This window comes from Geodermatophilus sabuli (genome assembly GCF_900215145.1).
In the GTDB taxonomy this organism is placed as follows: domain Bacteria; phylum Actinomycetota; class Actinomycetes; order Mycobacteriales; family Geodermatophilaceae; genus Geodermatophilus; species Geodermatophilus sabuli.
In genome coordinates this window covers 99401-124105 of record NZ_OBDO01000009.1, presented here as the reverse complement: position 1 = coordinate 124105, position 24705 = coordinate 99401, and the positions used below count along the sequence as shown (strand labels likewise).

Sequence of the window (24705 nt, the reverse complement as noted above, 5' to 3'; positions counted from 1 at the left end):
GGCGGGGAGCACCCGGCCCGCGGAGCGCCTCCGGCCCACTCTCGTATCCCCTGACCGTCCCCTCGGGGAAGACGAGGGTCATCGAGGCCGGGGAGGGAGAGCACGCCGTGGTCCTCCTCCACGGTGTGGGCGCACGGGCCGACCGCTGGCGCGACAACCTCGCCGCCCTGGTGGATGCCGGCTTCCACGTCTTCGCGCTCGACTTCCCCGGTCACGGGTTCGCGCAGAAGGGGAGCGGGCTCGACCACTCCGTCCCCGGTTTCGCGCAGTTCGTCCGGGAGGTCCTCGACGCCCTCGGCATCGCGTCGGTGGCGATCGTCGGCACCTCCCTCGGCGGCCACGTCGCCGCCCGCCTGGCCGTCGACGAGCCGGATCGCGTCACCGCCGTCGTCCTGGTCGGTCCCATGGGCCTGGTCCCGGTCGGCGCCGGCGCCCGGCAGGCCCTCGCCGACGCCGTCGTGGAAACCAGCCGCGAGGCCATCGCACGGAAGCTGCGGGTGCTCGTCCACGACGAGGACCTCGTGACCGAGTCCTGGGTCGAGGAGGAGTGGCGGATCAACAACTCGGGAGGTGCCGTCGAGTCGATGTCCTCGCTGGCGGCCTACTTCGCCGAACGCATCGACGACGACCTGGTCGGCGGCGAACTCGCCCGCTCGGTCCCCACAGTCCGGTGCCTGCTGGTCTGGGGCAGCGACGACCTGCTCGTGCCGACCGAGCTGGCACAGCCGGCGTTGGCAGTCCTGCCGGCCGGCACGCAGTTGGTTTTGGTCGAGGGCGCCGGGCACGCCCCGTACCTGGAGCGCCCAGGTGCGTTCAACCGCGCGGTCGTCGACTTCCTGACGGACGCAGCGGCGCGCCCGTCCTCCACCCCAGGCCGTGAGGAGATCCAGGTGAGCAGTGGCGACAGACGCGAGGTCCGCGTTCACGGCTTGGCAGAACCGCTCAGCCACTACACCGACATCGTCGTCCACCAGGGGGTCGCCTACGTCTCCGGTTGCATCTCCGTCGACGAGGCGGGGCAGCTGGTGGGGGAAGGGGACGTCGTGGCGCAGACCCGGCAGAGCCTGTGCAACATGCAGCTCGCGCTCCGCTCGGTCGGCTCCTCGCTGGCCGACGTCCTGAAGGTGACGGTGTTCCTGACCGACATCTCCGACCGCACGCGGATCAACCCGGTACGCCAGGAGTTCTTCGGCGAGTTCCGGCCGGCGAGCACGCTGGTGCAGGTCTCCGCACTCGCCGTTCCCGGCGCGGCCGTCGAGATCGAGGCCGTCGCGGCGGTGCACTCGTGATCGCGGCGACGAACCGGGTCACGGGGGTGTGCTGACGTGCGCCTCTACAACGTGGCCGGAAGGGCTCTCATCGCCTCGGCCGACCGGCTCGTCGACGTGGCCGAGGCGAGCACCGGGCGCTTCACCTCCGACCCACAGGCCCTCTACGAGCGCTGGGACGAGTTCCGGGACTGGGCGGCCGGGCTCCCGGCGGACGGCGGTCTCGTGGTGGACCCGGCGTGTCTCTCCGCTCCGACCCCGCGGCCGCGGCAGGTCTTCGCCATCGGGCTGAACTACGTGGACCACGCCGGCGAGTCCGGGTTCGCCGTCCCCAGCGAGCCGGTGGTCTTCACCAAGTTCCTCAGCTCGTTCACCGGCCCTGCCGGCTGGATCGGTCTGCCGCCCGGCAACGTCGACTGGGAGGTGGAGCTGGTGGCGGTGATCGGCCGGACCGCCAGTGGGGTCTCCGAGGACCGGGCGTGGTCGCACGTCGCCGGCCTCACGGTCGGTCAGGACCTCTCCGAACGGGCCAGCCAGCTGAGCGGGCCGGCGCCGCAGTTCAGCCTGGCCAAGTCCTTCCCCGGCTTCACCCCGCTGGGGCCCGCGGTCGTCTCCCTGGACGAGGTGGGGGACCCGGACGACCTGGCCATCGAGTGCCGGGTCAACGGGGAGACCGTCCAGAGCGGCCGGACCTCCGACATGGTCTTCCCCGTGCCGGAGCTCATCGCCCGCCTCTCCCGGGTGGTCACCCTCCTGCCTGGGGACGTGATCCTCACCGGGACTCCGCCGGGCGTCGGGATGGGCCGGACGCCCGCCCGCTACCTGCAGCCGGGCGACGTCGTCGAGAGCCGCATCGAGGGTGTGGGGCAGATGCGTCACTGCATGGTCGAGTCGGCGCCGCCGGTACAGGACGCGGCGGGTGTCCGAGGCGACGACGAGGTCGCGGTCATCGGCTGACACCCGGTCTGCCGGGCCGGCCCGGAAGGGCCTTCCGCGGGCGTGCCCGCTCCTGAACTGCTCCTGCCTGGGTGAGGGCTGCCCGCCAGCCGGAGGAGTGCACGTCGCAGTCCGTCCCCGGGGTGCCCGGGGACGCACCAGTCCACCCCCGGGTCGGCCGGGGCGGTTTGGGAGGGATCGGAACATGTTCGAAGAACAGGCAACGTTCGAGTTCATGACGCTGGCCTTCGTGTACGTGCTCGGCGTCGTGGCGATCATCATGGTCGTCCTGGGGCTGGGGCTGGTCGACGCGGGTCTGGTCCGCCGCCAGAACGTCGTGAACACGTGGGTGCAGAAGCTGGTGGCCGTCATGATCGCCGGCGCTGGGCTCATGCTCGGCGGCTACGCCCTCTGGCAGTGGCAGTTCAACCAGGCCTTCGGCGTCCCGGACCCGCTGAGTCGAGCGGTCAGCGACTGGTGGCTGTTCGGCGCGTTCATGAACACGCCGGGCAACCGCATCGACCCGGCCGTGCTGCCCGAGGCCGACGTCCTGCAGGTCTTCGTGCCGTTCTTCGCGACCTTCGGCATGGCCACCATGGCGCTGATCCACTCCGGCGTGGTGGAGCGCATCCGGTCCGGCCCGCTCTACGTCATGTCCTTCGTGGTGGGAGCCGTCCTGTCGCCCCTGGCCGGGTACCTCTGCTGGGGCAGCCTGTCGCCGCTCACGAACCGTGGCGTGCACGACTACGACGGCGTGTTCCCGCTGTACATCTTCGCCGGGACATTCGCGCTCGTGCTGGCCTGGCGGCTGCGCCCCCGCCTCGGGGCGTTCACCCCGCACCCCAGCGGCGCGCGGCCCATGGCCCAGGCTCCCGGCCTGGTCGCGGTGGGCGTGCTGCTGATCCTCTTCGCGAAGCCCATCATCTCGATCGGCAGCGGCTACATCATCCCCGGGCAGGGGTACTTCGGCATCTCCATGACGTCGTCCGGCATCGGCCTGGTGATGCTGAACTGGTCGTGTGCGGTGTTCGCCGGGGGCGTCGTCGGCGGCATCATCGCCCACCGTCAGAAGAACCCGACCTATGCCTTCCTCGGCCCGGTCTGCGGTCTGGTCATCTGCGGGGCCCTGTTCGACGTCGGTCGGCCGTGGGAGTGCCTCGTGCTGGGGGCGGCCGGCCCGCTGGTCGCGCTCGGGACGGCCGCTCTGATGCGCCGGCTGCGGATCGACGAGAGCAAGGTCGTCCCGCTCGCGCTCGGCCCGGGCATCGTCGGCGCCATCGCGACCGGCTTCTTCGCCTGGGGGGAGAAGACCGGCGGGTACTTCGGCCTGGAGGGTGAGTTCGGTTTCCAGCACGCGGAGATCACGCCCTGGTGGCAGCTCGTCGGCGTCGTGACGATCGTCCTGCTCGCCGGCGTCCCGGCACTGGTGATGGCGCTGTTCTTCGAGCGCATCGGTGGCCTCCGGGTGGACGAGCGCGTGGAGATCGCAGGCCAGGACCCCACCCTCTGGGGTCTGGAACCGGAGGCGGGGAGGACTGCGCCGGTGCCGGCGCAGCGGACTGCCGACCAGGCTCCCGCTGAGGTCTGATCCCCCGAGTGCACCGACGCCAGCGGGCGGGGACCCCGAGAGGGATCCCCGCCCGCAATGGCCCTTCTGCAGGGGCCCGCCGCGAGCTTGCGAGCGGTGGGGGGCAGAAGGGTCCTTTCTTCAGCTCTTCGGACGGGCGCCGGCGCGCAGGGCGCCGAGCAGGTCGTGGTTGAGCCGGGAGATGGTCTCCATCGAGATGCCCTTGGGGCACGACGCCGAGCACTCACCGATGTTGGTGCAGCCGCCGAAGCCCTCGCGGTCCTGCTGCGCGACCATGTTGACGACGCGGTCGTTGCGCTCGGGCTGGCCCTGCGGGAGCAGCCCGAGGTGGGTGACCTTGGCCGCGGTGAACAGCATCGACGACGCGTTCGGGCAGGCCGCCACGCAGGCGCCGCACCCGATGCAGGTGGCGGCGTCGAAAGCGGAGTCGGCGTCCTTCTTCGGCACCGGCACGGAGTGCGCCTCGGGGGCGGTGCCGGTCGGGACGCTGATGTACCCGCCGGCCTGGATGATCCGGTCGAACGCCCGCCGGTCGACGGCGAGGTCCTTGATCACCGGGAAAGCGGTCGCGCGCCACGGCTCGATGTCGATCGTGTCGCCGTCCTTGAACGACCGCATGTGCAGCTGGCACGTGGTGGTCTGCTGCGGACCGTGCGCCATGCCGTTGATCATGACGCCGCACATGCCGCAGATGCCCTCGCGGCAGTCGTGGTCGAAGGCGACCGGGTCGTCGCCGGCCTGGATCAGCTGCTCGTTGAGCACGTCCAGCATCTCCAGGAACGACATGTCCGGGGAGATGTCGGCGACCTTGTAGGTCACCATCTTGCCCTTGGCCGACGGCCCGTTCTGCCGCCAGATCCGCAGGTTCAGGGTCATGCCGCGCTTCTCGGCGGGCGTGTCGGTCGCGTCTCCGACGCGGATCGCGCCCTCACGTGTGGCTGTCACTTGTAGCTCCGCTGGGCGAGGTGGACGTACTCGTACTCGAGGGCTTCGCGGTGCAGGACCGGCGGAGCGCCTTCCGGCGTCCACTCCCACGCGGCGACGTAGGCGAAGTTCTCGTCGTCACGCAGCGCCTCCCCCTCGGGGGTCTGGCTCTCGGCCCGGAAGTGCCCACCGCAGCTCTCGTTGCGGTGGAGGGCGTCGACGCACATCAGCTCGGCGAGCTCGATGAAGTCGGCCACCCGGCCGGCGTGCTCGAGGGTCTGGTTGAAGGAGCCCTCGGTCCCGGTCACCTTCAGGTTGGTCCAGAACTCCTGGCGGATCTCGGGGATCCGGTCCAGGGCCTTGCGCAGGCTCTCCTCGGAGCGCTCCATGCCGCAGAGGTCCCACATCAGCTTGCCCAGCTCCCGGTGGAACGAGGCGGGGGAGCGGGTGCCGTTGATGCTGAGCAACCGCTGCACCTGGTCGCGCACGCCGGCGATGGCCTCGGCGGCGGCCGGGTGGCTGTCGTCGACCTTCTCGAACGGGCCGTCGGCCAGGTACTCGGTGATCGTCGACGGCAGGACGAAGTAGCCGTCGGCCAGGCCCTGCATGAGGGCGCTGGCGCCGAGCCGGTTGGCGCCGTGGTCGGAGAAGTTGGCCTCACCGATCACGAACATGCCGGGGATCGTCGACTGCAGGTCGTAGTCGACCCACAGCCCGCCCATCGTGTAGTGGACGGCCGGGTAGATCCGCATCGGCGTCTCGTACGGGTTCTCGCCCGTGATCTGGGCGTACATGTCGAACAGGTTCCCGTACTTGGCCTCCACCGCCGGGCGGCCCATCCGCTGGATGGCCTCGGCGAAGTCCAGGTAGACGCCGAGCCCGCCGGGGCCGACGCCGCGGCCCTCGTCGCAGACGTTCTTGGCCTGCCGCGAGGCGATGTCGCGGGGGACCAGGTTGCCGAACGCGGGGTAGATGCGCTCGAGGTAGTAGTCACGCTCGTCCTCGGGGATCTGCCGCGCGTCGCGGGTGTCGCCGCGCTCCTTGGGCACCCACACGCGGCCGTCGTTGCGCAGCGACTCACTCATCAGCGTGAGCTTGGACTGGTAGTCGCCCTTGACCGGGATGCAGGTCGGGTGGATCTGCGTGTAGCAGGGGTTGGCGAAGTACGCGCCCCGCTTGTGCGCCCGCCAGATCGCCGTGGTGTTGGAGCCCTTGGCGTTGGTCGACAGGTAGAAGACGTTGCCGTAGCCGCCGCTGGCGAGCACGACCGCGTCGGCGTAGTGGGTGCTGATCTCACCGGTGACCAGGTCGCGGGCGACGATGCCGCGGGCCCGGCCGTCGACGACGATCAGGTCCAGCATCTCGGTGCGGGCGTGCTGCTCGACGTTGCCGGCCGCGATCTGCCGCTCCAGGGCCTGGTAGGCGCCATAGAGCAGCTGCTGCCCCGTCTGGCCGCGGGCGTAGAAGGTCCGCGACACCTGGGTGCCACCGAAGGAGCGGTTGTCCAGCAGGCCGCCGTACTCGCGGGCGAACGGCACGCCCTGGGCCACCGCCTGGTCGATGATGTTGACGCTGACCTCGGCGAGGCGGTGCACGTTGTTCTCGCGCGCGCGGAAGTCACCGCCCTTGACGGTGTCGTAGAACAGCCGGTGCACGCTGTCGCCGTCGTTGCGGTAGTTCTTGGCGGCGTTGATCCCGCCCTGCGCGGCGACGCTGTGCGCGCGGCGCGGGCTGTCCTGGTACCAGAAGGACTTCACCTTGTAGCCGGCCTCGCCGAGCGTGGCGGCGGCCGAGCCGCCGGCCAGGCCGGTGCCGACGACGATGATCGTCATCTTGCGGCGGTTGGCCGGGTTGACCAGCCGACCGCGGAAGCGGCGGGTGCTCCAGCGCTCGCCGATCGGCACGTCCATGGGTGCCTTGGTGTCGGCGATGGGGTCGCCGACGGTGAAGAGGTCGAGAGGCATCGCGGAGGAGCTCCTTAGTCGATGAGCCCGAAGAGGACGGAGAACGGCACGAGCAGGAAGCCGAGCGTCAGCAACGAGGCGAAGACGATCGCGAAGGCGTTGACCGTCACCTCGCGGCGCCGGTTGCTCTGGCCGAGCGTCTGGGTGGCGCTCCAGATGCCGTGCCGCAGGTGCATGCCCAGCAGCAACAGGGCGATCACGTAGAAGGCGGTGACGAAGGGGTTGGAGAAGCCGGCGACCAGCCGGTCGTAGGGCGTGCTGCCGGTGCCGTCCGGGTTCACCGCCCCGACCGTGAGGTCGAGGATGTGGTAGATCACGAAGAAGAAGATGATGACGCCGCCCCAGCGCATGGTGCGCGAGGCGTAGCTCTGCGCCACGGCCTTCTTGGTGACGTACCCCTGCGGGCGGGCTCGCTTGGCCTGGCGCCACAGCGTGACGGCCGCCCAGATGTGGGCCACCACGGCGGCGAGCAGGACGACCCGGATGATCCACAGCGTCGTCTGCGCGGGGACCGCCGGCTCACCGATAGTCCGGATCCACTCCGAGTAGTGGTTGAACGACTCGCGACCGGTGAAGGCCTTGAGGTTCCCGATCATGTGGGCGATCAGGTACAGCACCAGGATGATGCCGCTGACCGCCATCACCACCTTCTTGAAGACCGAACTGGTCTTCGCGGCCTTGGGGGTCCTGCGCTGGGCCGAGTCTGTCACCGTCACCACGAGCACCAACGCTAGGTCTTTGCCGTCTTGACGGCCAAGTTAACGCGTGGTGACACAGCTCTCGTAAGGCTTGCCTAACCGCCCGATCCCGCTAGGGTGCCAGCGCCGGAGGCCCCGCGGAGGGTTGCCGGACACCCCGGAGGGGGAGGAGCACCCCGTGCCTGGACCGACCCGCGGCTTCCTGGGCCGCCGCCGCGAGCGGGACACCCGTCTCCCGCCTGGCCAGTACGACGCCGGGCGCGAGTGGCCGGTGCTGACCGCCGAGCCCACGCCGCGGATCTCCCCGGAGACGTGGAGCATCACCGTCGACGGGCGGGTCGAGACGCCGACGACCTGGAGCTGGGACGAGGCGCACCGGCTGCCGCGGTCGGAGTACCGCGGGGCCATCCACTGCGTCACGACCTGGTCGAAGTTCGACACCTGGTTCGCCGGGGTCAGCGTCGACACGCTCCTGGAGGCGGCCCGGCCGACACCCGACGCGCACTTCGTCATGGCGACGTCGAAGACCGGGTACACGACCAACCTGCCGCTGGAGGACGTCACCGGCGGCAAGGCGTGGGTCGTCTGGGAGTACGACGGCGGGCCGCTGCCGGTCGAGCACGGTGGGCCGGTGCGGCTGCTCGTGCCCCACCTGTACTTCTGGAAGAGCGCGAAGTGGGTCAGCCGGCTCACCCTCATGCAGCGGGACCAGCCCGGCTTCTGGGAGCAGAACGGCTACCACGACCGCGGCGACCCCTGGCGTGAGCAGCGGTACCAGGGTGACTGAACTGCCGGCCGGCCCGCGCGCCCCGAGCGGCGGCTGGCGCACGGCCACGGTCGCCGGCGTCCGTCACCCCCTCGAGGGGGCGGTCGAGCTCCGGCTCGACGTCCACGACCGGGTCGACCACCTGCCCGGGCAGCACTACGTCGTCCGGCTCACCGCCCCCGACGGCTACACCGCCCAGCGGTCCTACTCGGTGGCCTCGGCGCCCGGGGACCCGCTGGTGGAGCTGTTCGTCGAGCGTCTCGAGGACGGCGAGGTGTCCACCTTCCTGGCCGACGTGGTGGAGCCCGGCGACGAGCTGGAGGTCCGCGGCCCGATCGGGGGCTGGTTCGTCTGGGAGGGGGAGTGCCCCGCGCTGCTGGTCGGCGGCGGCACCGGGGTGGTGCCGTTCGTCGCGATGCTGCGCACCGCCCGCGCGCTGGGCCGCACCGACCTGCTGCGGGTGGCCGCCGCCACCCGCACCCTGGCCGGGCTGCCCTACGCCGACGAGCTGGTCGACGCCGGTGCGCTGGTCGTGAGCAGCCGGGAGGCGCACGGCATCCGGCCCGCCGGCCGGCTCACCGCCGCCGACCTCGTGCCGCTGTGGGAACCCGAGCAGACCGCCTACGTGTGCGGGTCGGAGTCCTTCGCGGAGGCGGCCAGCCAGCTGCTGGTGGGCATGGGCGTGCCGGCGCCGGACATCCGGGTGGAGCGCTTCGGTCCCAGCGGCTGACCGGGGAGGCGTCGCGGACCGCCCGTGTCCGGAGGCGACCGGGGGCACCCGGAGAATCGGCGCCATGCCGCACGCCGAGGTGACCGCGCAGTCGCACGTCGACCAGGGACTGCGCGCCCAGCTGCTCGCCTGCTGGACCGACGTGGCCAACGCCGGCGGCGCCGTCGGGTTCGTCGCGCCGGTGACGGCCGCGGACGTCGAGCCGCTCCTCGCCGCCGTGGTCGACCGGGTGCACGAGGGGCGTGCGCTCATCGCCCTGCTGCGGGTGGACGGCGAGGTCGCGGGGTTCGCCGTCCTGTCGCTGTCGCTGAGCCCGCTCCGGCGGCACTGGGCCACCGTGCTGCGGGTGCAGGTGCACCCGAGCCGGCAGCGGCAGGGGCTGGGGCGGGTCCTCATGAGCGGCGTCCACGACATCGCGCGGGCGCGGGGCATGGAGTTCCTGCACCTCACCGTGCGGGGCGGCACCGGTCTCGAGGCGTTCTACCAGGGGTTCGGCTACCAGGAGTTCGGCCGGATGCCCGGCGCCATCCGGGTCGCGCCGGGCGACGACCGCGACGAGCTCCACCTGACCTGCCGGCTCTAGCGGCGCCTCATCGCGTACCGAGACGGATGGCGAGGTCACCGGCTGCGGCGACGGCCCGGAGCGGGACCCGCCCGTCCGGTCCGCGGGCGCCGGGGCCTGTGCCGGCCGTCGTCCGCGCTGGACCCTGTGCCGCACGGGGATCCCAGGCAGGAGGGGACCGGCATGAGTCTCGACGAGCGCGGCTACGTCCTGGGCGAGGGCGAGGGGACGGCCGTCTGGTTCCTCGACACGCGGATGACGGTCAAGGCCGGCGGCGCCGAGACCGGCGGGGCGTTCACGCTCCTCGAGTGGTCCGCGCCCCTCGGTTTCGGGCCGCCGCGCCACCTGCACCAGGTGGAGGACGAGTGCTTCTACGTCCTCGACGGCGAGCTGGTCGTGGAGTGCGGCGACCACCGGTGGACCGCCGGGCCCGGCGCCTTCGTCTTCCTCCCGCACGGCGTCCCGCACGTCTTCGTGGTCTCCCAGGGGCCGGTCCGCGGGCTCCAGATCACCGCTCCGGCCGGCTTCGAGGACTTCGTCGCCGAGCTCGGCCGGCCGGCGACGGGCCCGGGCCTGCCGGAGCCCAGCGCGCCGGACGTCCCGCGTCTGCTGGAGGCACAGGGCCGCTACCGCAACGAGATCGTCGGGCCGCCGCTCACCCTGGCCGACGTCGCGACGCCGGGCTGACGGCGGGCCCTCCGCCGGCTCAGCCGATCGGGTCGCGGCCGCCGACCGTCCCCGCCGCCGACAGCAGCCCGAAGCGGGCGAACAGCTCCTCTGCGTACCAGCCCTCCTGCGCGGTCCGCCGGATGACGGCGGCGTGCGGGGCGCGGTCGTAGGCGAAGGCGTTCAGCGCCGCCGAGGAGTCCCAGACGCTGAAGGTGCCCTGCAGGCCCAGCGGCGCCTCCCCGATGCCCAGGGCGAACCGCAGGCCGGGGCCGGTGTGCAGGTCGGCCGAGACCGGGGGGACGGCGCGCCAGAAGGTCAGCGCCTTGCGGGGGGTGAGCCGGGCGCGGGTGACCGCCGCGACCGGGCCGTCCCACCGCTGCGGCCACGGCCGGCCGAACGGCTCCTCGCCCGACCAGCGGCCGCGGGCGGCCAGCGGGCGCAGCCGGGCGCTCCACTGCTCGTCGGCGATCCGCCGCCACCGGGCCACCACCGGGCCGGCCTCGAACGCGTCGGCCGCGCGGGCGTCGTCCCACACGGCGAGCAGGGCCCAGTGGCGGGTGTCGGCGTCCCGGACGGTGAAGGTCCGCCCGCTGCCGGTGCCCAGCAGCTTGGCGAAGCGCAGGCCGGGCGTGCGGCGCAGCGGACGCCGGTCGGCGGCCATCCGGAGCAGCGCCGCGGGCACGGCGCGGCCGGGCACGCCCCACACGTGCAGGGAGGTCACCCGTCGGCTCGTCACCGGGCCATCCTCCCCGGACCCGGCGTGCCGTGGCGCGGCGCCGGGTAGAGGCGCACCCGCCGGTCCCGCCGTGGGCCACCGGCGGAGGGAGCACCGTGGCCGACACCGCACGCGAGGAGCTGGGCGAGACCGACGCCCCGGTCGAGGACCAGGTGGTCGAGGCCTTCGACCGGATCGTCGACGAGGGCGCGCAGCGACTGCACCGCTCCTGGCGGGAGGTGCTCACCACCGGCCTCGCCGGCGGCCTGGAGGTGGCCACCGGGGTGGTGGCGCTGCTGGCCGTGTACGCCGAGACCGGCAGCCACCTGCTGGCCGGGCTGGCGTTCGGCATCGGTTTCATCGCGCTCATGCTGGCCAAGAGCGAGCTGTTCACCGAGGGCTTCCTCGTGCCGGTGACCGCGGTGGTCGCCGGCCGGGCCAGCGCCGCGCAGCTGGGGAAGTTGTGGGCCGGCACGCTGGTCGCCAACCTCGTCGGCGGGTGGGTGGTCATGTGGCTGGTCGTCCACGCGCTCCCCGGGGTCGGGGCCACCGCAATCGAGTCGGGGCGGACCTTCGTCGACGCGCCGCTGGACCTCGAGGCGGTGTGCCTGTCGCTGCTGGCCGGCGCCTTCATCACCCTGATGACCCGGATGCAGCACGGCGCGGACTCCGAGGCCGGCAAGCTCGCCGCGGCGGTGGCCGGGGGGTTCCTCCTCGCCGGGCTGGTGCTGTTCCACTCGATCCTCGACTCGCTGATCCTCTTCGGCGCCATCCACGCCGGTGCGCCCTACGGCTACGGCGAGTGGCTGGCCTGGTTCTGGTACACCACACTGCTCAACGTCGCCGGCGGCCTGCTCGTGGTCACCTTCCTGCGGCTGGTGCGCAGCAAGGAGCTGATCCAGCGGGAACGGGCCGCCGCCGGGGCCTGAGGCGCGTGGGGGAGCCGGGGCCTGAGGACGCCGTTCCGCCGAGCCTCCCGCGCGGGTGGCCCGGCGCTCGCCATGCTGGCGCGCGTGATCGAGCTCGACGGCCTGACCAAGCAGTACCGCGACCGGGTCGCCGTCGACGGTCTCACCGTCCACATCCGTCCGGGGAGGGTCACCGGCTTCCTCGGGCCCAACGGCTCGGGCAAGACGACGACCATGCGCTGCGTGCTGGGCCTGACCCGCCCGACCGCCGGCTCGGCCACCGTGCTCGGCGTCCCCTACCGGCAGCTGGACCACCCGATGCGGCGGGTCGGCGCGTTGGTCGACCCCCGGGCCCGGCACCCGGGCCGCACCGCCTACCAGCACCTCGCCGTGCTCGCGCAGAGCAACGCGCTGCCGATGCGGCGGGTCGACGAGGTGGTGGAGCTGGTCGGGCTCGACAGTGTGGCGCACGAACGGGTGCGGGGCTTCTCCCTCGGCATGGGGCAGCGGCTGGGCATCGCCGCGGCGCTGCTCGGCGACCCGGAGGTGCTGCTGCTCGACGAGCCGGTCAACGGGCTGGACCCCGAGGGCATCCGCTGGGTGCGGGAGTTGCTGCGCACCCTGGCCGCCGAGGGGCGCACGGTGCTGGTCTCCAGCCACCTGATGAGCGAGATGGAGGACACCGCCGACCACCTCGTCGTCCTCGGCCGCGGGCGGCTGCTGGCCGACGTCTCGATCGCCGACCTCCTGGGTGCGCACGCCGCCGTCCGGGTGCGCAGCCCGGAGGCGCCGATGCTGTCGGCGGCCCTGCGGGACGCCGGCGCCCACGTGACGCTGGAGGTCGACGGCGCGCTGCGCGTGGAGCGGCTCGACGCCGCCCGGGTGGGGGACGTCGCCTTCGCCGCGCGGGTCCGGGTGCACGAGCTCACCCGGGTCGTGGCCTCACTGGAGGCGGCTTACCTGGAGCTGACCGGTGAGGACGTCGAGTACCGGGCCGGTGCCCGGTGAGCGGGACGGGGGGCTCCCGCACCGGCCGGTCACGGGCCGGCGTGCCGGCGTGGGCGGTGCTGCGCAGCGAGTGGACCAAGCTGCGCTCGGTGCGCTCCACCTGGTGGTGCACCGTCGTGTACCTCGTCGTCGTGGTGGCGTTCGGCTGGCTGGCCGCGGCCAGCACGCCGGCGGCGGTGCGCGCCGACCTCGCCGTGGGCGTGGCGATGACCGGCTTCGGCTTCGGCCAGCTGGTGCTGGTGGTGCTCGGCGTCCTGGCGGTGTCGGCCGAGTTCGCGACCGGGTCGGCCCTGGTCTCGCTCACCGTCGTCCCGCGGCGGACCCGGCTGCTGGCCGCCAAGACCGTCGTCGTCGCGGGGTGGGCGGCGCTGCTCACCACGGTGCTCGCCCTGTCCTGCTGGCTGGCCGCCCGCACGCTGACCGCCGTCCCGGGCGGGGTGCCGCTCGGCGATCCGGACGTGCTGCGCGAATTGGGGCTGCAGGTGGCCTCCGCCGTCCTGGTCACCGTGCTCGCCGTCGGCCTCGGGACGGTGCTGCGGTCGACGGCCGGCGGCGTCGGGCTCGGGGTCGCCCTGGTGTTCGTGCTGCCGCCGGTCCTGGCGCTGGCCGGCGGCGAGCCGGCCTCCCGAGTGTCCCAGGGGCTGCCGGCGCTGCGGGTGGGGGAGGACGCGTTCCTCGCCGTCCCCACGGCCTGGCCGGTGGGCCTGGTCGTCTGCGGCGCCTGGGCGCTGGGCGCGTGGGCGATCGGCTCGGTCCTGCTCGAACGGCGCGACGTCTAGCCGCGCGCCGCCGCCCGGATGGCCGCGAGGTACCGCGCCGTCGCCAGGCGCTGCACCACCGTGCTGACCGGCCCACCGAGCCGGGCCAGCGGTGAGGCCAGCCGGGCGAAGACCCGCAGGGCGAAGACGACGTCGCCGCCGGGCTCGCGCCGGACGATGAACGCCTCCTCGCCGCTCTCCGGGTGGCCGGGCAGGGTGCCGTAGCCGAAGCCCCGCTCGTCACCGGACGTCTGCGCCCACACCACCCGGCAGGGGATGTCGTAGCCGAACCGCGGCAGGCCGGCGGTGAGGACGACGACGGTGCCCGGCTCGGACGCCGGTCCGGTGGCCCGCACCCGCAGCCCGACGCCGCGCTGCGCCCGCCAGCCGAACACCGCGGCGACGGCCCGCTCGAAGGCCTCGTCGCCCCGGCCGACCACCACCGACCGCTCGACGTGGTCGTAGCCGGCCGGCAGCTCGGCGTCGCGCGTGGCGCCCACCTCGGGGTAGGTGAACGGCGCGGCGGCGAGGTCGGCGGGGGAGGTCGCGCGGAGGAGGCCCACGCCGGCAGTCTCCCCGGTGGCGGCGCCGGTAGGGTCGCGGCCACTGTGCTGCCCGCCGTCACCGCCACTCGCTACGTCACCCCGCTGCGCGAGGGTGGCTCGCTGCCGGGGCTCATGGAGGCCGACGACCTCGGCACCTACGTGGTCAAGTGGCGGGCTGCGGGGCAGGGCGTGAAGGTCCTCGTCGCCGAGGTCGTGTGCGGCGAGCTGGCCCGGGCGCTGTCGCTGCCGGTGCCCGCCCTGGTCACGGTCGACGTCGCGCCCGAGCTCGCGGTGGGGGAACCGGACCCCGAGGTCCAGGAGCTCTTGCAGCGCTCCGCCGGGCGCAACCTCGGCCTGGACTACCTGCCGGGTGCGCTGGACTTCGAGGCCGGCGTCGCGTCGGTGGAGCCGGAGCCGGCCGGCCGGGTGCTGTGGTTCGACGCGCTGATCGGCAACGTGGACCGCTCCTGGCGCAACCCCGAACATGCTGTTCTGGCACGGCCGGCTGCAGCTGATCGACCACGGCGCGGCGCTGACGTTCCACCACCACTGGCCCGGCGCCGCCGCCTCGGTCGCCCGGCCCTACGACGCCGCCCAGCACGCGCTGGTCGACTGCCACCCCGACGTGCGGGCTGCCGACGCCGCGCTCGGTCCCCGGGTGACCGCCGAGCTGCTGGCGGGCGTGCTGGCCCAGGTGCCCGACGACTGGCTGGAGGGTCCCTCGCTCGACGACGCCCCGGACGAGGTCCGTGCCCGCTACGTCGACCAGCTGCTGGCCCGGCTCGCCGCCCGGGACGCCTGGCTGCCGCCGTTGCTCGCCACGGCGGCCGCCGGCGGGTCGCGGCGGCGGCGCACGGTCGGGGAGAACCGGCCGTCGTGGCTGGGGCCCCCGCCACCCGAGGGGATCACCCAGCGATGAGCCGGGACACCTTCGAGTACGCCGTGCTGCGGGTGGTGCCGCGCGTGGAGCGGGGCGAGACGCTGAACGCCGGCGTCCTGGTCTACTGCCGGCAGCGGGACTACCTCGGCTCGCGGGTGCACCTCGACGTCGACCGGCTGCACGCGCTGGACCCGACCGCCGACGCCGAGGCGATCCGGCGCGCGCTGCAGGTGGCCGCCGACGTCTGCGCCGCCGACCCGGGCGTCGGTGCGGCCGGGCGGGAGGCGCTCGGGGCGCGGTTCCGCTGGCTGACCGCGCCGCGCAGCACGGTCGTGCAGGCGGGTCCGGTGCACACCGGGCTCACCGATGACCCGGACGCCGAGGCCGACCGGCTGCTGCGCCTGCTGGTGCTGCCCGTCGAGGGCTGATCGCCCCGCCCCGGCGATCATGGCGCCGGAACCCGCTGGACCACCCGGCCAGTGGTCACGGTGGCATGATCACGACAGGTGAACGGCGGGTGACCGCGGCGTTCACCGGCCGGCCCCGTGACGGTCACGGTCGCGTCGATCCGGCTCCCTAGCGTCCGCGGCGGTCCACCGCCGAGAAACAGGAGCCCCCTCCGTGACGTTGACGTCCGACCCCGCCCGCGCCGGCGCCGTCGATCCCGACGACCTCGCGTCCAACACGACCGGCAGCACCCCGCTGTCGGACCTGGTGGGCGCGCGGCTGTCCCGCCGCTCCGTGCTGGCGGGCGGCATGCTGGCCGCCGCCGGGTTCCTCACGACGAGCCTGGTCTCGCCACCGGCCGCACAGGCCGCCCCGGGCGGCGGCCGAGGGGGTGGCGGCGCCCGGGGGCTGCTCGGCTTCCCGGCCGTCGGACCGAGCACCGACGACGTCGTGCACGTGCCCGCGGGCTACACCGCCCGCGTGCTGATCCCGTGGGGCACGCCCATCACCGGCTCGTACCCGGCGTTCGTGCCCGGCACCCCCGGCGAGCCGGGTGGCGACGCCGGGGGCAACACCGCGGCGCAGCAGGCCGAGCAGGTCGGCATGCACCACGACGGCATGACCTACTTCCCCCTGGGGAACGGGCGGCAGGTGAGTGAGCGCGGCCTGCTCGTCCTCAACCACGAGTACACCGACGAGTTCTACCTGCACACCGGGGGCCACACCGCCGGCTACAGGCCGACCACCGCCGAGGGCGTGCGCAAGTCGCAGGCCGCGCACGGCGTCTCCGTCGTGGAGATCGAGCGCCGGCGCTCGGGGGAGTGGGTGCCCGTGCGCTCCCGGCGCAACCGCCGCATCACCGCCACGACCGATATGGCCTTCTCCGGGCCGGCCGCGGGCCACCCGCTCGTGCGTACCGCGGCCGACCCCGGGGGCCGCACCCCGCTGGGCACGATCAACAACTGCGGCAACGGCGAGACCCCGTGGGGCACCTACCTGACCTGCGAGGAGAACTTCAACGGCTACTTCCGGGTCGACGGCACGCTGGCACCGGCCGACGCCGCGCTGGTCGAGCGCTACGGCGTGGGCGGGGACCGCAACGGGTGGGCGGCGCACGACTCCCGGTTCGTCGTCACCCCGGACGACCCGAACGAGCCCAACCGCTTCGGCTGGGTCGTCGAGATCGACCCCTTCGACCCGCGGTCCACGCCGGTCAAGCGCACCGCGCTGGGCCGACTCAAGCACGAGGACGCCACCGTCCACGTGACGAAGGGCGGCCGTGTCGTCGTCTACATGGGTGACGACCAGGTCTTCGAGTACCTGTACAAGTTCGTCAGCCGGGACAACTGGCGGTCGATGGAGGCCCGCGGCCGCAGCCCGCTGGACGAGGGCACCCTCTACGTCGCCCGCTTCGAGGCCGACGGGCGCGGCACCTGGATCCCGCTCGTGCACGGCCAGGGTCCCCTGACGGCGGCCAACGGCTTCGCCGACCAGGGTGCGGTGCTGGTCAACACCCGGCAGGCGGCGACGCTGGTCGGGGCCACGCCGATGGACCGGCCCGAGTGGACCGCCGTCGACCCCCGCACCGGGACGGCGTACCTGACGCTGACGAACAACACCGAGCGCACCGCGCCGGACGCGGCCAACCCGCGCGCGGCCAACCCGTGGGGTCACATCATCCGCTGGGACGAGCAGGACGGTGACCACACCGCCACCCGTTTCACCTGGGACGTCTTCCTGCTCGCCGGCCCCGGCGGTGGGGTGGACGGCTCCACCGTCGCGGCCGACGACGCCTTCGGCTCACCCGACGGACTGTGGCTGGACCCCGACGGCCGGGCCTGGATCCAGACCGACGGCACCCAGCCGGGGGCGGCGAACAACCAGATGCTGGCGGCCGACCCCACCCGCACCGGCGCCGACGGCGCACCGGAGGTCCGCCGGTTCCTCACCGGGCCGCGCCAGAGCGAGATCACCGGCATCGCGATGACCCCCGACCAGCGCACGCTGTTCGTCAACGTGCAGCACCCGGGGGAGGACGGGCGGAGCGTCTGGCCGGCGGAGGACGGCCTGGCCACGCCCCGCTCGGCCACCGTCGTCATCACCAAGGACGACGGCGGGGTGATCGGCACCTGACCGCTCCGGCGCCGCGGTCCGGGCCGCGGCGCCCGATCGGTGTCGGTGGCCGGGTGTAGGCCTGCGCCGTGGAGATCGCCGCCGTGGCCGTGAGCGCCACCGACCTGTCCCGGGCCATCGCCTTCTACGAGGTCCTCGGCTTCCGGTTCCCGCCCCTGGAGCCCGATGCGCTGCACGTGGAGGCCGAGGCCGGCATCCGGCTGATGATCGACGCCGCCTCGCTGATCGAGCAGCTGACCGGCGAGCCCCCGACGCCCGGCGGGGCGCCCGGCTTCGCCCTGCTGTACGACTCCCCGGCCGAGGTGGACGAGGTGGCCGGCCGGGTCGCCGCGGCCGGGTACGGGGTGGCCACCCCGCCGTGGGATGCGCCCTGGGGCCAGCGGTACGCGACGGTGGTCGACCCCGACGGGTACTCGGTGGACCTGTTCTGCCCCCTGCCGTGAGGGTCAGCCGGGCAGGTGCGGTCTCCGGAGGGACAGCAGCGGGACGGCGATCCAGACGAGGCAGCCGAGGAGCTTGGTGCCGTCCTCGATGAGGAACCGTCCGCGCACGAACTCGTCCGTGAAGACGGAGATCGCGAGGAGGGTGCCACCGGTGAGGAAGGCCAGTGACCGGCCGGTCCGCGGCGCGCGGGCGAAGCCGACGAGGAGGGCGGCTCCCATGAGGCCGTACAACCCGAGGAACAGCACCTGCGGGATCCCGTTCTCCGGCCCGACCGCCTCGTGCAGCAGGAAGGCGTCGTCGACGAGGAGGAGCAGCGTGAAGGCACCGAACACGATCAGCCGGCGCCGGTCGGTTCGCTCCAGCCACGCGACCGTCAGGTTCAGCGTGGTCAAGACGGTCCAGGCCATGATGTTGAAGGTGTTGACCGCGCCGGCGTACCAGGGGACACCGGCGTAGTCCTGGACGTCTCGGGTGAACGTGGCGATGGGCTCGTCGAACCACCGCGCGGCCAGCACGGTGGCGGCGAGCACGACGACCCCGACGGACAGGGTCGCGACCATCGGCAGCCACGTCGCCAGGCGCGCCGCCTCCGGTCGTGCCGTGGCGGACGCCCGCCGGTCCGGCGCCGTCCCGTTCCCGACCGGGCTCTCGGTGGTCGGAACCGTCGCGGGCTGCTGGCTCCGGCGTAGGGCGCGGGACATGTTGCTGACCATAGGCAATCGGCCGCGCTGCGGCCACGGAGCGTTCACCTGTTGTGGCTCAGAGTTCGCCGTGGCAGGTGGTGCTCGTCCGTCGATCGGGTGACGACCCCTCCTGGCGGCGCCGGCAGGATCAGCCGGGGAAGAGGGCGTCCACCCGCCGGGCGAGGTCCACGTCGAGCCCGGTGACCCCACCCGCGGAATGGGTGACCAACGTCACGTGCAGCGTGCGCCAGCGGAGGTCGACGTCGGGGTGGTGGTCCAGCTCCTCGGCGACGAAGCCGATCCGGACGAGCGCCGCTACGGCGTCCGGGAAGCCGGGCAGCTCGATGCTGCGGTGCAACCCCGTGCCGTCCCCCGACCACAGCGGCAGCCCGGAGAGGGCGGCGGTGAGCTCGTCGGGGGACAGGCGTGGCGGTCGGGGCACGACGTCAGTGTCCCGCGCCCGACGGCCTCGTCCCAGGGGCCCGCGGCGCGCGGAGCGCGTCGTGGGGTGGGACGAGGTCCTTCATCAGAGGTGCAGACCGCACTCGGTCTTCCCGCGCCCGGCCCAGCGACCGGCGCGCGGGTCCTCGCCCGGGGCCACCGGACGGGTGCACGGCGCGCAGCCGATCGAGGCGTAGCCGATCTCCTGCAGCGGGTTGACCGGCACCTGGTGCTCGGCGATGTAGGCGTCGACGTCGTCCTGGGTCCAGGCGGCGAGCGGGTTGACCTTGACCATGCCGCGCTTGGCGTCCCAGTCGACGACCCTCGTGCCGGCGCGGGTGACCGCCTCGTCCCGCCGCACGCCAGAGCCCCACGCGGTGTAGCCGGCCAGCGCCTGCGCCAGCGGCTGCACCTTGCGCAGCGAGCAGCACAGGTCGGGGTCGCGCTGGTGCAGCTCGGGGCCGTGCTCGGCGTCCTGCTCGGCCACCGTCTGGACGGGACGCACGTTGACCAGCGTGATCGGCAGTACGCCGCTGATCCAGTCGCGCGTGCCGATGGTCTCGGCGAAGTGGTACCCGGTGTCGAGGAAGACCACGTTCACGCCCGGGATGGCCCGGCTGGCCAGGTGGGCCAGCAGCCCGTCGGCCATGGACGACGTGATCGCGAAGTCGTCCCCGAAGGTCTCGCCGGCCCAGCGCAGGACGGCGAGGGCCTGCTCGACCGGGTCCGCGATGCCCTCGAAACGGGCGTCGGCCTCCGCGGCGAGCTCGGGGGTGGCGGCGATCGCGGTCGTCATGGGTGCTGCACTCCTGTCCCGGTCAGCCGGACCGTGAAGGTCCGCAGGCAGGCGGCGCAGTGCCACGCGCCGTCCTCCCCGTGCGGGGTCAGTTCCTCGTCCCCGCAGTACGGGCAGAAGAACACCGGCAGGTTCCGGGTCCTTCCCCCCGTCGGCTCCTCGTCCATGTCAGAGCAGCCAGGCTTCCTCGGCGCGGGCGACGTAGGCGGCGAACCGCTCACCGGGCTCGCGCCGCTCGAGGTAGCCGCGCAGGACCCGCTCGCAGTAGTCGGCGGTCTCGGCCTTGGTCACCTTGTGGCCGCGGAACTTGCGGCCGAAGGTGGCCTCGACGCCGAGGTGGCCGCCCAGGTGCACCTGGAAGCCCTCGACCATCTCGCCGGAGTCATCGCGGACCATGGAGCCCTTGAACCCGATGTCGGCGGTCTGGAAGCGGGCGCAGCTGTTCGGGCAGCCGTTGACGTTGATGCCGATCGGCTCGTCGAAGTCGGGCAGCCGCTTCTCGAGCTCGGCGTAGAGGTCCTGGGCGTGCTGCTTGGTCTCGACGATCGCGAGCTTGCAGAACTCCAGGCCGGTGCACGCCATGGTGCCGCGGCGGAACGCGCTGGGGCGCACCAGCAGGTCGTGCTCGGCCAGCGCGGAGACGAGGTCCTCGACCCGCTCGTCCGGGACGTCGAGGATGACCATCTTCTGCTGCGTGGTCGTGCGGGTCCGGCCCTGGCCGTACTCGTCGGCGAGGTCGGCGATCCGGGTCAGCAGGGTGCCGGCGATCCGGCCGGTGCGCAGGGCGAAGCCGACGGCGTTGGCGCCGTCCTTCTGCCGGGCGACGCCGACGTGGTCGCGCTGCTCGTGCTTCGGCGGCGCGGCCGCGGGGCCGTCGGGCAGCGGGTGGTGGAGGTACTCCTCCTCGAGGACCTGGCGGAACCTCTCCGGGCCCCAGTCGGCCATCAGGAACTTGATGCGGGCGCGGTTGCGCTGCCGGCGGTAGCCGTAGTCGCGGAAGATCGAGGTGCAGGCCGCCCACACGTCGGTGACCTGCTCGGGGCGGACGAAGACGCCGACGCGCTGGGCGAACATCGGGTTGGTCGACAGCCCGCCACCGATCCACAGGTCGTAGCCGGCCTCCCCGGCCTCGTTGCGCACGCCGACGAAGGAGACGTCGTCGATCTCCGGCTCGGTGCAGTGGTCGACGCACCCGGACATCGAGGTCTTCCACTTGCGCGGCAGGTTGCTGAACTCGGGGCTGCCGACGTACTTGGCCACCGTCTGCGCCATCACGTCGGTGGCATCGAGGACCTCGTCCTCGAGGACGCCGGCCAGCGGGCAGTTGAGCATGCCGCGCGGGGTGTCGCCGCAGGCCTCGGTGGTCGTGAGGCCGACCTCCTCGAGCCGCCGCCAGATCTCCGGCACGTCCTCGATGCGGATCCAGTGGTACTGGATGTTCTGCCGGTCGGTGACGTCGGCGACGTCACGACCGAACTCCGTGCTGATGCCGCCGATGGTCCGCAGCTGGGCGCTGGTCAGCGACCCGCCGTCGGTGCGCACCCGCATCATGAAGTAGGAGTCCTCGAGCTCCTCGGGCTCCAGGACGGCGGTCTTGCCGCCGGGGATGCCCTGGGCCCGCTGGGTGTAGAGACCCATCCAGCGCATCCGGCCGCGCAGGTCGCCGGCGTCGATGCCGTCGAAGCCGGTCGACGCGTAGATGTCGAGGATCCGCTGGCGGACCTCGAGCCCGTCGGAGTCCCGCTTCATCCGCTCGTTCGGGTTCAGCGGCTCCCGGTAGCCCAGCGCCCACTGGCCCTGGGCACGCTGGGGCCGGTTGCTGGTGCGGGTCGGGCTGGTGCCTGGGGAGGCGGTCACGAGGGCACTTCCTTCTGCGCCGTCCGTCCGGCACCGAGACCAGGACGGGGTGGGCGCTGCCAGATCGGAGGGCGCAGCGAGGGCTGCGCGGGGAACCGGGGTGTCAGCGCGCGGAGCGACAGACCGCGCTGCTCACCAGCGCCAGATCGATGTGACGGCGCGCGACGAGGAGCAGGCCGCGGGAGGTCACGTCCTCCATGGTCCCACATCCCGGGCGCGCGGCGGAGTGTGACTCAGGATACGGTCGCCGGCTGCCCGTCCATGGCGGCGCGGATCCGCGCGACCGACTCCTCCAGCGGGGTGACCGACGTGTCGATGACCAGCTCGGCACGCACCGGCGGCTCGTAGGGGTCGTCGATCCCGGTGAAGCCAGGGATCTCGCCGGCCCGCGCCCGGGCGTAGAGGCCCTTCACGTCGCGACCCTCGCAGACCTCCAGCGGCGTCGACAGGTGCACCAGCAGGAACCGGCCGTGCTGTTCGACGAGGGCGCGGGCGTCCTCGCGGGCCTGCTCGTAGGGCGCGATCGCCGCGACGACGACCGTGCCGCCGTGCTTGACCACCTCGCCGGCGACGAACCCGATGCGGCGGATGTTCAGGTCGCGGTCCGCGCGGGAGAAGGAGAGCTCGCTGGACAGGTGGGTGCGCACCACGTCGCCGTCCAGGACGGTGACCGGCTGCCCGTCGGCCTCCAGGGAGGCGACGAGGGCGTCGGCGATCGTGGACTTCCCCGCGCCGGACAGGCCGGTCAGGAACACGGTGACGCCCCGGCGGTGCGCAGCTGACATGTCGCCAGTCTCCCGCAGGCGCACTCCCGGCCGGGAACCCGCCCGGGTGTCAGTCGCCCGGCGGCTCGCTGAAGGAGCGCCAGGCCTCCTCCAGGGCGGTGAGCTCGGCGACCGGCCCGGGCAGCTTCCCCGCGACGACGTCGGCGAGCGTGACCTCCTCCAGCACCCGGCGGTACGCCTCGCGCGCGGCCACCCAGACGGCCGCCAGGCACTCGGCCGCACCCGGGTACTCGACGTCCTCGGGGCGCTGGCCGTGGACCTCGGCGAGGAACCCCTGCTCGATCCGCATGACCCGTGCGATCGACACCTCCTCGGGGGGCAGCGCCAGCCGGTAGCCGCCCTCCCGGCCCCGCTGGCTGGTGACCAGCCGGGCGTGCTGGAGGTCGCCGAGGATCGACTGCAGGAAGCGCGAGGGGATGTTCTGGGCCGTGGCGATGCGGTCGCACGTCAGCGCGCCCGGCGCGACCGCGGCCAACTCGACGGCGGCACGGACGGCGTAGTCGACCCGGGCGGTGATGCGCACAGTGTTCCCTTCTGCCGAGTCCTGCAGGGTCACCCTGCCGAGTCCTGCAGGGTCATCCTGCCGGGTCTGGGAAGGTGGGGGCGTGTTCCAGCTGCGTTTCACCACTGTGGTGGAGGCGCCGCTGACCGTGGCGTTCGACGTCGCACGCTCCCTGGGCCGCCCCTGGCCGGTCCCGCTGGAGGAGGTCGTCTCGGTCCGCCCGGTGCGCGACGTGTACGCCGTCGGCCCCGGCCGGGGATGGCGCTGGCTCACCCACTCCCGCCGGTTCTCGGCCACCGGCGCCGGCACCCTGGTCGACGAACAGGTCGACTGGGCCACCTCGCTGCCCGGCGTGCTCGGGTGGGTCCTCGACCGCGTGCTGCGCCGACGGGTGCAGCGCGCGATGCAGGCCCACCTCGACGCCTACGCGGCCGCGGCCGCCCGGCGGGCGCTCGACGTCGTGCAGGTGGTGGGGGCTGCGCTCGTCGACGGCGACCGGGTGCTGGTGGCCCAGCGCTCGGGCGGCCCCTACGACGGGTGCTGGGAGTTCCCCGGCGGCAAGGTCGAGCCGGGGGAGGACGACCTCGCGGCGCTGGTGCGGGAGATCCGCGAGGAACTCGGCGCGGTCGTCGTCCCGCAGGCGTTCCTCGGGGAGGTGGTGCTCGACGGCGTCGTCGCCGGTGGCCTGCCCGGCGCCTCGACGCTGCGGGTGTGGTGGGCCCGGATCGCCGACGGTGGGGAGCTCACGGCGCACGAGCACGCCGAGCTGCGGTGGCTGCGCGCCGACGAGCTCGAGGCGCTGGAGTGGATCCCCGCCGACCGGCCCCTGCTGCCCGCCGTCCAGGACCTGCTCACCCGGCTCTGACCGCATCCCTCGTCCGGGTACTCCACGGGGTCTACGCAGACCCCTCCATCCCCCGGGACCACGTGCTGCATTGCCGCGCGGCCGCACTGCTGATGCCGCGGGGCGCCGTACTGGGCGGGCGATCAGCGGCGGCGGTCCTCGGCGCACCGGCGCCGTCCTACGGCGATCCGGTCACCGTGGTGCTCGCCGCGCCGCTCACGTGGAGGGGGCCGAAGGGCGTGCGCGTCCACCGCACGGACCTCGACGGGTCGGACGCCCCGTGGGAGGTGGACGGTCCACCGGTCACGCCGGCCCTCCGCACCACCTGGGACGTCGCAGTGCTGGAGCCGACTCCCACGGCTGTGGGCGTGCTCGACGGGATGGTGCGCGGCCGCCTCACGACGAAGGGACGACTCGTCTCTCTCCTGGATCGGCGTGCCGGCCGATGGGGCCTGCGGCGTGCGGAGAAGGCGTTCGACCTCGTGGACGGGCCCAGCGAGTCCCCACCCGAGTCGTGGGTGCGGGTGGCCTGCGTGCTCGGAGGGCTGCCGACCCCGGTGCCGCAGTACGAGGTCGTGCACGAGGGCGCGTGGCTCGCCCGGGTCGACCTCGCCTGGCCCGATCACCGCGTGATCGTCGAGTACGACGGGGAGTACCACTTCGAGGGAGTGCAGATCGTCCGCGACGACGCGCGGCTGCAACGGCTCGTAGCCGCCGGGTGGACCGTCATCCGGTTGGCGGCCGCTGACCTGCGCGCCATGGACGACGTCGTCCAGCGGATCGGCGAGGCGCTGCGCACGGCCACCGCCGTGGGTTGGTGAGGCCCGTCGGTTTCCGCGGAAACCGACGCAGAC

The 24705-nt window shown here is 73.4% G+C and carries 28 protein-coding genes and 1 pseudogene; 17 read left to right on the top strand and 12 right to left on the bottom strand.

Annotated elements, in window-relative coordinates; all coding sequences use genetic code 11:
• Positions 1–107: 107 nt before the first annotated feature.
• The 3 genes from CRP39_RS19255 to CRP39_RS19245 all read left to right on the top strand — a co-directional run bounded on the left by CRP39_RS19255 (position 108) and on the right by CRP39_RS19245 (position 3792).
• Positions 108–1289 (top strand): alpha/beta fold hydrolase, encoded by a 1182-nt coding sequence (locus tag CRP39_RS19255; RefSeq protein ID WP_172442524.1) that lies wholly within the window; start codon positions 108–110, stop codon positions 1287–1289.
• Between the two features lie 36 nt (positions 1290–1325).
• The gene (locus tag CRP39_RS19250) at positions 1326–2225 is read left to right on the top strand and encodes a fumarylacetoacetate hydrolase family protein (protein WP_097207993.1); all 900 of its coding nucleotides are present in this window, start codon (positions 1326–1328) and stop codon (positions 2223–2225) included.
• Positions 2226–2409: 184 nt separating this feature from the next.
• Positions 2410–3792: an ammonium transporter gene (locus CRP39_RS19245; protein ID WP_097207992.1), complete on the top strand. Its 1383-nt coding sequence runs from the start codon at positions 2410–2412 to the stop codon at positions 3790–3792.
• 120 nt (positions 3793–3912) lie between these two features.
• Here CRP39_RS19245 and CRP39_RS19240 read toward each other — a convergent pair whose 3' ends face one another.
• From CRP39_RS19240 to CRP39_RS19230, 3 genes are all read right to left on the bottom strand, one after another.
• The gene (locus CRP39_RS19240) at positions 3913–4668 is read right to left on the bottom strand and encodes a succinate dehydrogenase/fumarate reductase iron-sulfur subunit (protein WP_097208155.1); all 756 of its coding nucleotides are present in this window, start codon (positions 4666–4668) and stop codon (positions 3913–3915) included.
• A 65-nt stretch (positions 4669–4733) separates the two neighbouring features.
• Positions 4734–6680, bottom strand: a complete 1947-nt coding sequence (locus CRP39_RS19235) for a fumarate reductase/succinate dehydrogenase flavoprotein subunit (protein WP_097207991.1) — start codon at positions 6678–6680, stop codon at positions 4734–4736.
• A 14-nt stretch (positions 6681–6694) separates the two neighbouring features.
• The gene (locus CRP39_RS19230) at positions 6695–7399 is read right to left on the bottom strand and encodes a succinate dehydrogenase cytochrome b subunit (protein WP_097208154.1); all 705 of its coding nucleotides are present in this window, start codon (positions 7397–7399) and stop codon (positions 6695–6697) included.
• Positions 7400–7556: 157 nt separating this feature from the next.
• Between CRP39_RS19230 and CRP39_RS19225 the strand changes: the two genes are divergently transcribed.
• The 4 genes from CRP39_RS19225 to CRP39_RS19210 all read left to right on the top strand — a co-directional run bounded on the left by CRP39_RS19225 (position 7557) and on the right by CRP39_RS19210 (position 10123).
• The gene (locus CRP39_RS19225; RefSeq protein WP_097207990.1) at positions 7557–8165 is read left to right on the top strand and encodes a sulfite oxidase-like oxidoreductase; all 609 of its coding nucleotides are present in this window, start codon (positions 7557–7559) and stop codon (positions 8163–8165) included.
• The gene (locus CRP39_RS19220; protein ID WP_172442523.1) at positions 8158–8874 is read left to right on the top strand and encodes an FAD-binding oxidoreductase; all 717 of its coding nucleotides are present in this window, start codon (positions 8158–8160) and stop codon (positions 8872–8874) included. Before CRP39_RS19225 ends, CRP39_RS19220 begins: the two co-directional genes overlap by 8 nt.
• Before the next feature lie 64 nt (positions 8875–8938).
• A complete protein-coding gene (locus CRP39_RS19215) occupies positions 8939–9457 on the top strand; it encodes a GNAT family N-acetyltransferase (protein ID WP_097207989.1) in 519 nt (172 codons plus the stop codon).
• Positions 9458–9619: 162 nt separating this feature from the next.
• Positions 9620–10123, top strand: a complete 504-nt coding sequence (locus CRP39_RS19210; protein WP_097207988.1) for a quercetin 2,3-dioxygenase — start codon at positions 9620–9622, stop codon at positions 10121–10123.
• A 19-nt stretch (positions 10124–10142) separates the two neighbouring features.
• Here CRP39_RS19210 and CRP39_RS19205 read toward each other — a convergent pair whose 3' ends face one another.
• On the bottom strand, positions 10143–10841 hold the full coding sequence (locus tag CRP39_RS19205; RefSeq protein WP_097207987.1) for a monooxygenase: 699 nt from the start codon (positions 10839–10841) through the stop codon (positions 10143–10145).
• A 95-nt stretch (positions 10842–10936) separates the two neighbouring features.
• Between CRP39_RS19205 and CRP39_RS19200 the strand changes: the two genes are divergently transcribed.
• The 3 genes from CRP39_RS19200 (at position 10937) to CRP39_RS19190 (ending at position 13515) form a co-directional block, all read left to right on the top strand.
• On the top strand, positions 10937–11749 hold the full coding sequence (locus tag CRP39_RS19200; protein ID WP_097207986.1) for a formate/nitrite transporter family protein: 813 nt from the start codon (positions 10937–10939) through the stop codon (positions 11747–11749).
• Between the two features lie 84 nt (positions 11750–11833).
• Complete coding sequence (locus tag CRP39_RS19195; RefSeq protein WP_097208152.1) at positions 11834–12736, top strand: ABC transporter ATP-binding protein; 903 nt, start codon at positions 11834–11836, stop codon at positions 12734–12736.
• Positions 12733–13515 carry an ABC transporter permease gene (locus CRP39_RS19190; protein WP_097207985.1) on the top strand — a complete coding sequence of 261 codons (783 nt, stop codon included), beginning with the start codon at positions 12733–12735 and terminating at the stop codon, positions 13513–13515. The genes CRP39_RS19195 and CRP39_RS19190 overlap by 4 nt, the downstream gene beginning before the upstream one ends.
• Here the strand turns inward: CRP39_RS19190 and CRP39_RS19185 are convergent.
• Positions 13512–14057 carry a DUF1990 domain-containing protein gene (locus tag CRP39_RS19185; RefSeq protein ID WP_097207984.1) on the bottom strand — a complete coding sequence of 182 codons (546 nt, stop codon included), beginning with the start codon at positions 14055–14057 and terminating at the stop codon, positions 13512–13514. The two genes, CRP39_RS19190 and CRP39_RS19185, sit on opposite strands and share 4 nt — an antisense overlap.
• Positions 14058–14171: 114 nt before the next feature.
• Here CRP39_RS19185 and CRP39_RS28250 point away from each other — a divergent pair.
• From CRP39_RS28250 to CRP39_RS19165, 5 genes and pseudogenes are all read left to right on the top strand, one after another.
• Positions 14172–14450 (top strand): annotated as a pseudogene (locus CRP39_RS28250) (HipA family kinase); the annotation flags it as partial.
• A gap of 73 nt (positions 14451–14523) precedes the next feature.
• Positions 14524–14958, top strand: a complete 435-nt coding sequence (locus CRP39_RS27780; protein ID WP_245853977.1) for a hypothetical protein — start codon at positions 14524–14526, stop codon at positions 14956–14958.
• Positions 14955–15347 carry a DUF3037 domain-containing protein gene (locus CRP39_RS19175; protein ID WP_097207983.1) on the top strand — a complete coding sequence of 131 codons (393 nt, stop codon included), beginning with the start codon at positions 14955–14957 and terminating at the stop codon, positions 15345–15347. Before CRP39_RS27780 ends, CRP39_RS19175 begins: the two co-directional genes overlap by 4 nt.
• A 193-nt stretch (positions 15348–15540) precedes the next feature.
• The gene (locus CRP39_RS19170) at positions 15541–17499 is read left to right on the top strand and encodes a PhoX family protein (protein ID WP_216359824.1); all 1959 of its coding nucleotides are present in this window, start codon (positions 15541–15543) and stop codon (positions 17497–17499) included.
• Positions 17500–17567: 68 nt separating this feature from the next.
• On the top strand, positions 17568–17942 hold the full coding sequence (locus tag CRP39_RS19165) for a VOC family protein (protein ID WP_097207982.1): 375 nt from the start codon (positions 17568–17570) through the stop codon (positions 17940–17942).
• A gap of 3 nt (positions 17943–17945) precedes the next feature.
• Here the strand turns inward: CRP39_RS19165 and CRP39_RS19160 are convergent, their stop codons facing one another.
• The 7 genes from CRP39_RS19160 to CRP39_RS19130 form a co-directional block, all read right to left on the bottom strand.
• Positions 17946–18644 (bottom strand): hypothetical protein, encoded by a 699-nt coding sequence (locus CRP39_RS19160; protein ID WP_143426710.1) that lies wholly within the window; start codon positions 18642–18644, stop codon positions 17946–17948.
• A gap of 130 nt (positions 18645–18774) precedes the next feature.
• A complete protein-coding gene (locus CRP39_RS19155) occupies positions 18775–19068 on the bottom strand; it encodes a 4a-hydroxytetrahydrobiopterin dehydratase (RefSeq protein ID WP_097207980.1) in 294 nt (97 codons plus the stop codon).
• Between the two features lie 84 nt (positions 19069–19152).
• On the bottom strand, positions 19153–19863 hold the full coding sequence (locus tag CRP39_RS19150) for a phosphoadenylyl-sulfate reductase (RefSeq protein WP_097207979.1): 711 nt from the start codon (positions 19861–19863) through the stop codon (positions 19153–19155).
• Positions 19860–20030: an Insertion element protein gene (locus CRP39_RS19145; protein ID WP_097207978.1), complete on the bottom strand. Its 171-nt coding sequence runs from the start codon at positions 20028–20030 to the stop codon at positions 19860–19862. The genes CRP39_RS19150 and CRP39_RS19145 overlap by 4 nt, the downstream gene beginning before the upstream one ends.
• A 1-nt stretch (position 20031) precedes the next feature.
• Positions 20032–21720: a nitrite/sulfite reductase gene (locus tag CRP39_RS19140; RefSeq protein ID WP_097207977.1), complete on the bottom strand. Its 1689-nt coding sequence runs from the start codon at positions 21718–21720 to the stop codon at positions 20032–20034.
• 233 nt (positions 21721–21953) lie between these two features.
• Positions 21954–22505: an adenylyl-sulfate kinase gene (gene cysC / locus CRP39_RS19135; protein ID WP_097207976.1), complete on the bottom strand. Its 552-nt coding sequence runs from the start codon at positions 22503–22505 to the stop codon at positions 21954–21956.
• Between the two features lie 49 nt (positions 22506–22554).
• Complete coding sequence (locus CRP39_RS19130) at positions 22555–23028, bottom strand: RrF2 family transcriptional regulator (protein WP_097207975.1); 474 nt, start codon at positions 23026–23028, stop codon at positions 22555–22557.
• Between the two features lie 82 nt (positions 23029–23110).
• Between CRP39_RS19130 and CRP39_RS19125 the strand changes: the two genes are divergently transcribed.
• Together CRP39_RS19125 and CRP39_RS19120 are read left to right on the top strand one after the other, a co-directional pair.
• On the top strand, positions 23111–23872 hold the full coding sequence (locus CRP39_RS19125) for an NUDIX domain-containing protein (protein ID WP_097207974.1): 762 nt from the start codon (positions 23111–23113) through the stop codon (positions 23870–23872).
• Between the two features lie 62 nt (positions 23873–23934).
• The gene (locus CRP39_RS19120; protein WP_143426709.1) at positions 23935–24672 is read left to right on the top strand and encodes an endonuclease domain-containing protein; all 738 of its coding nucleotides are present in this window, start codon (positions 23935–23937) and stop codon (positions 24670–24672) included.
• The last annotated feature ends 33 nt before the right edge of the window (positions 24673–24705 follow it).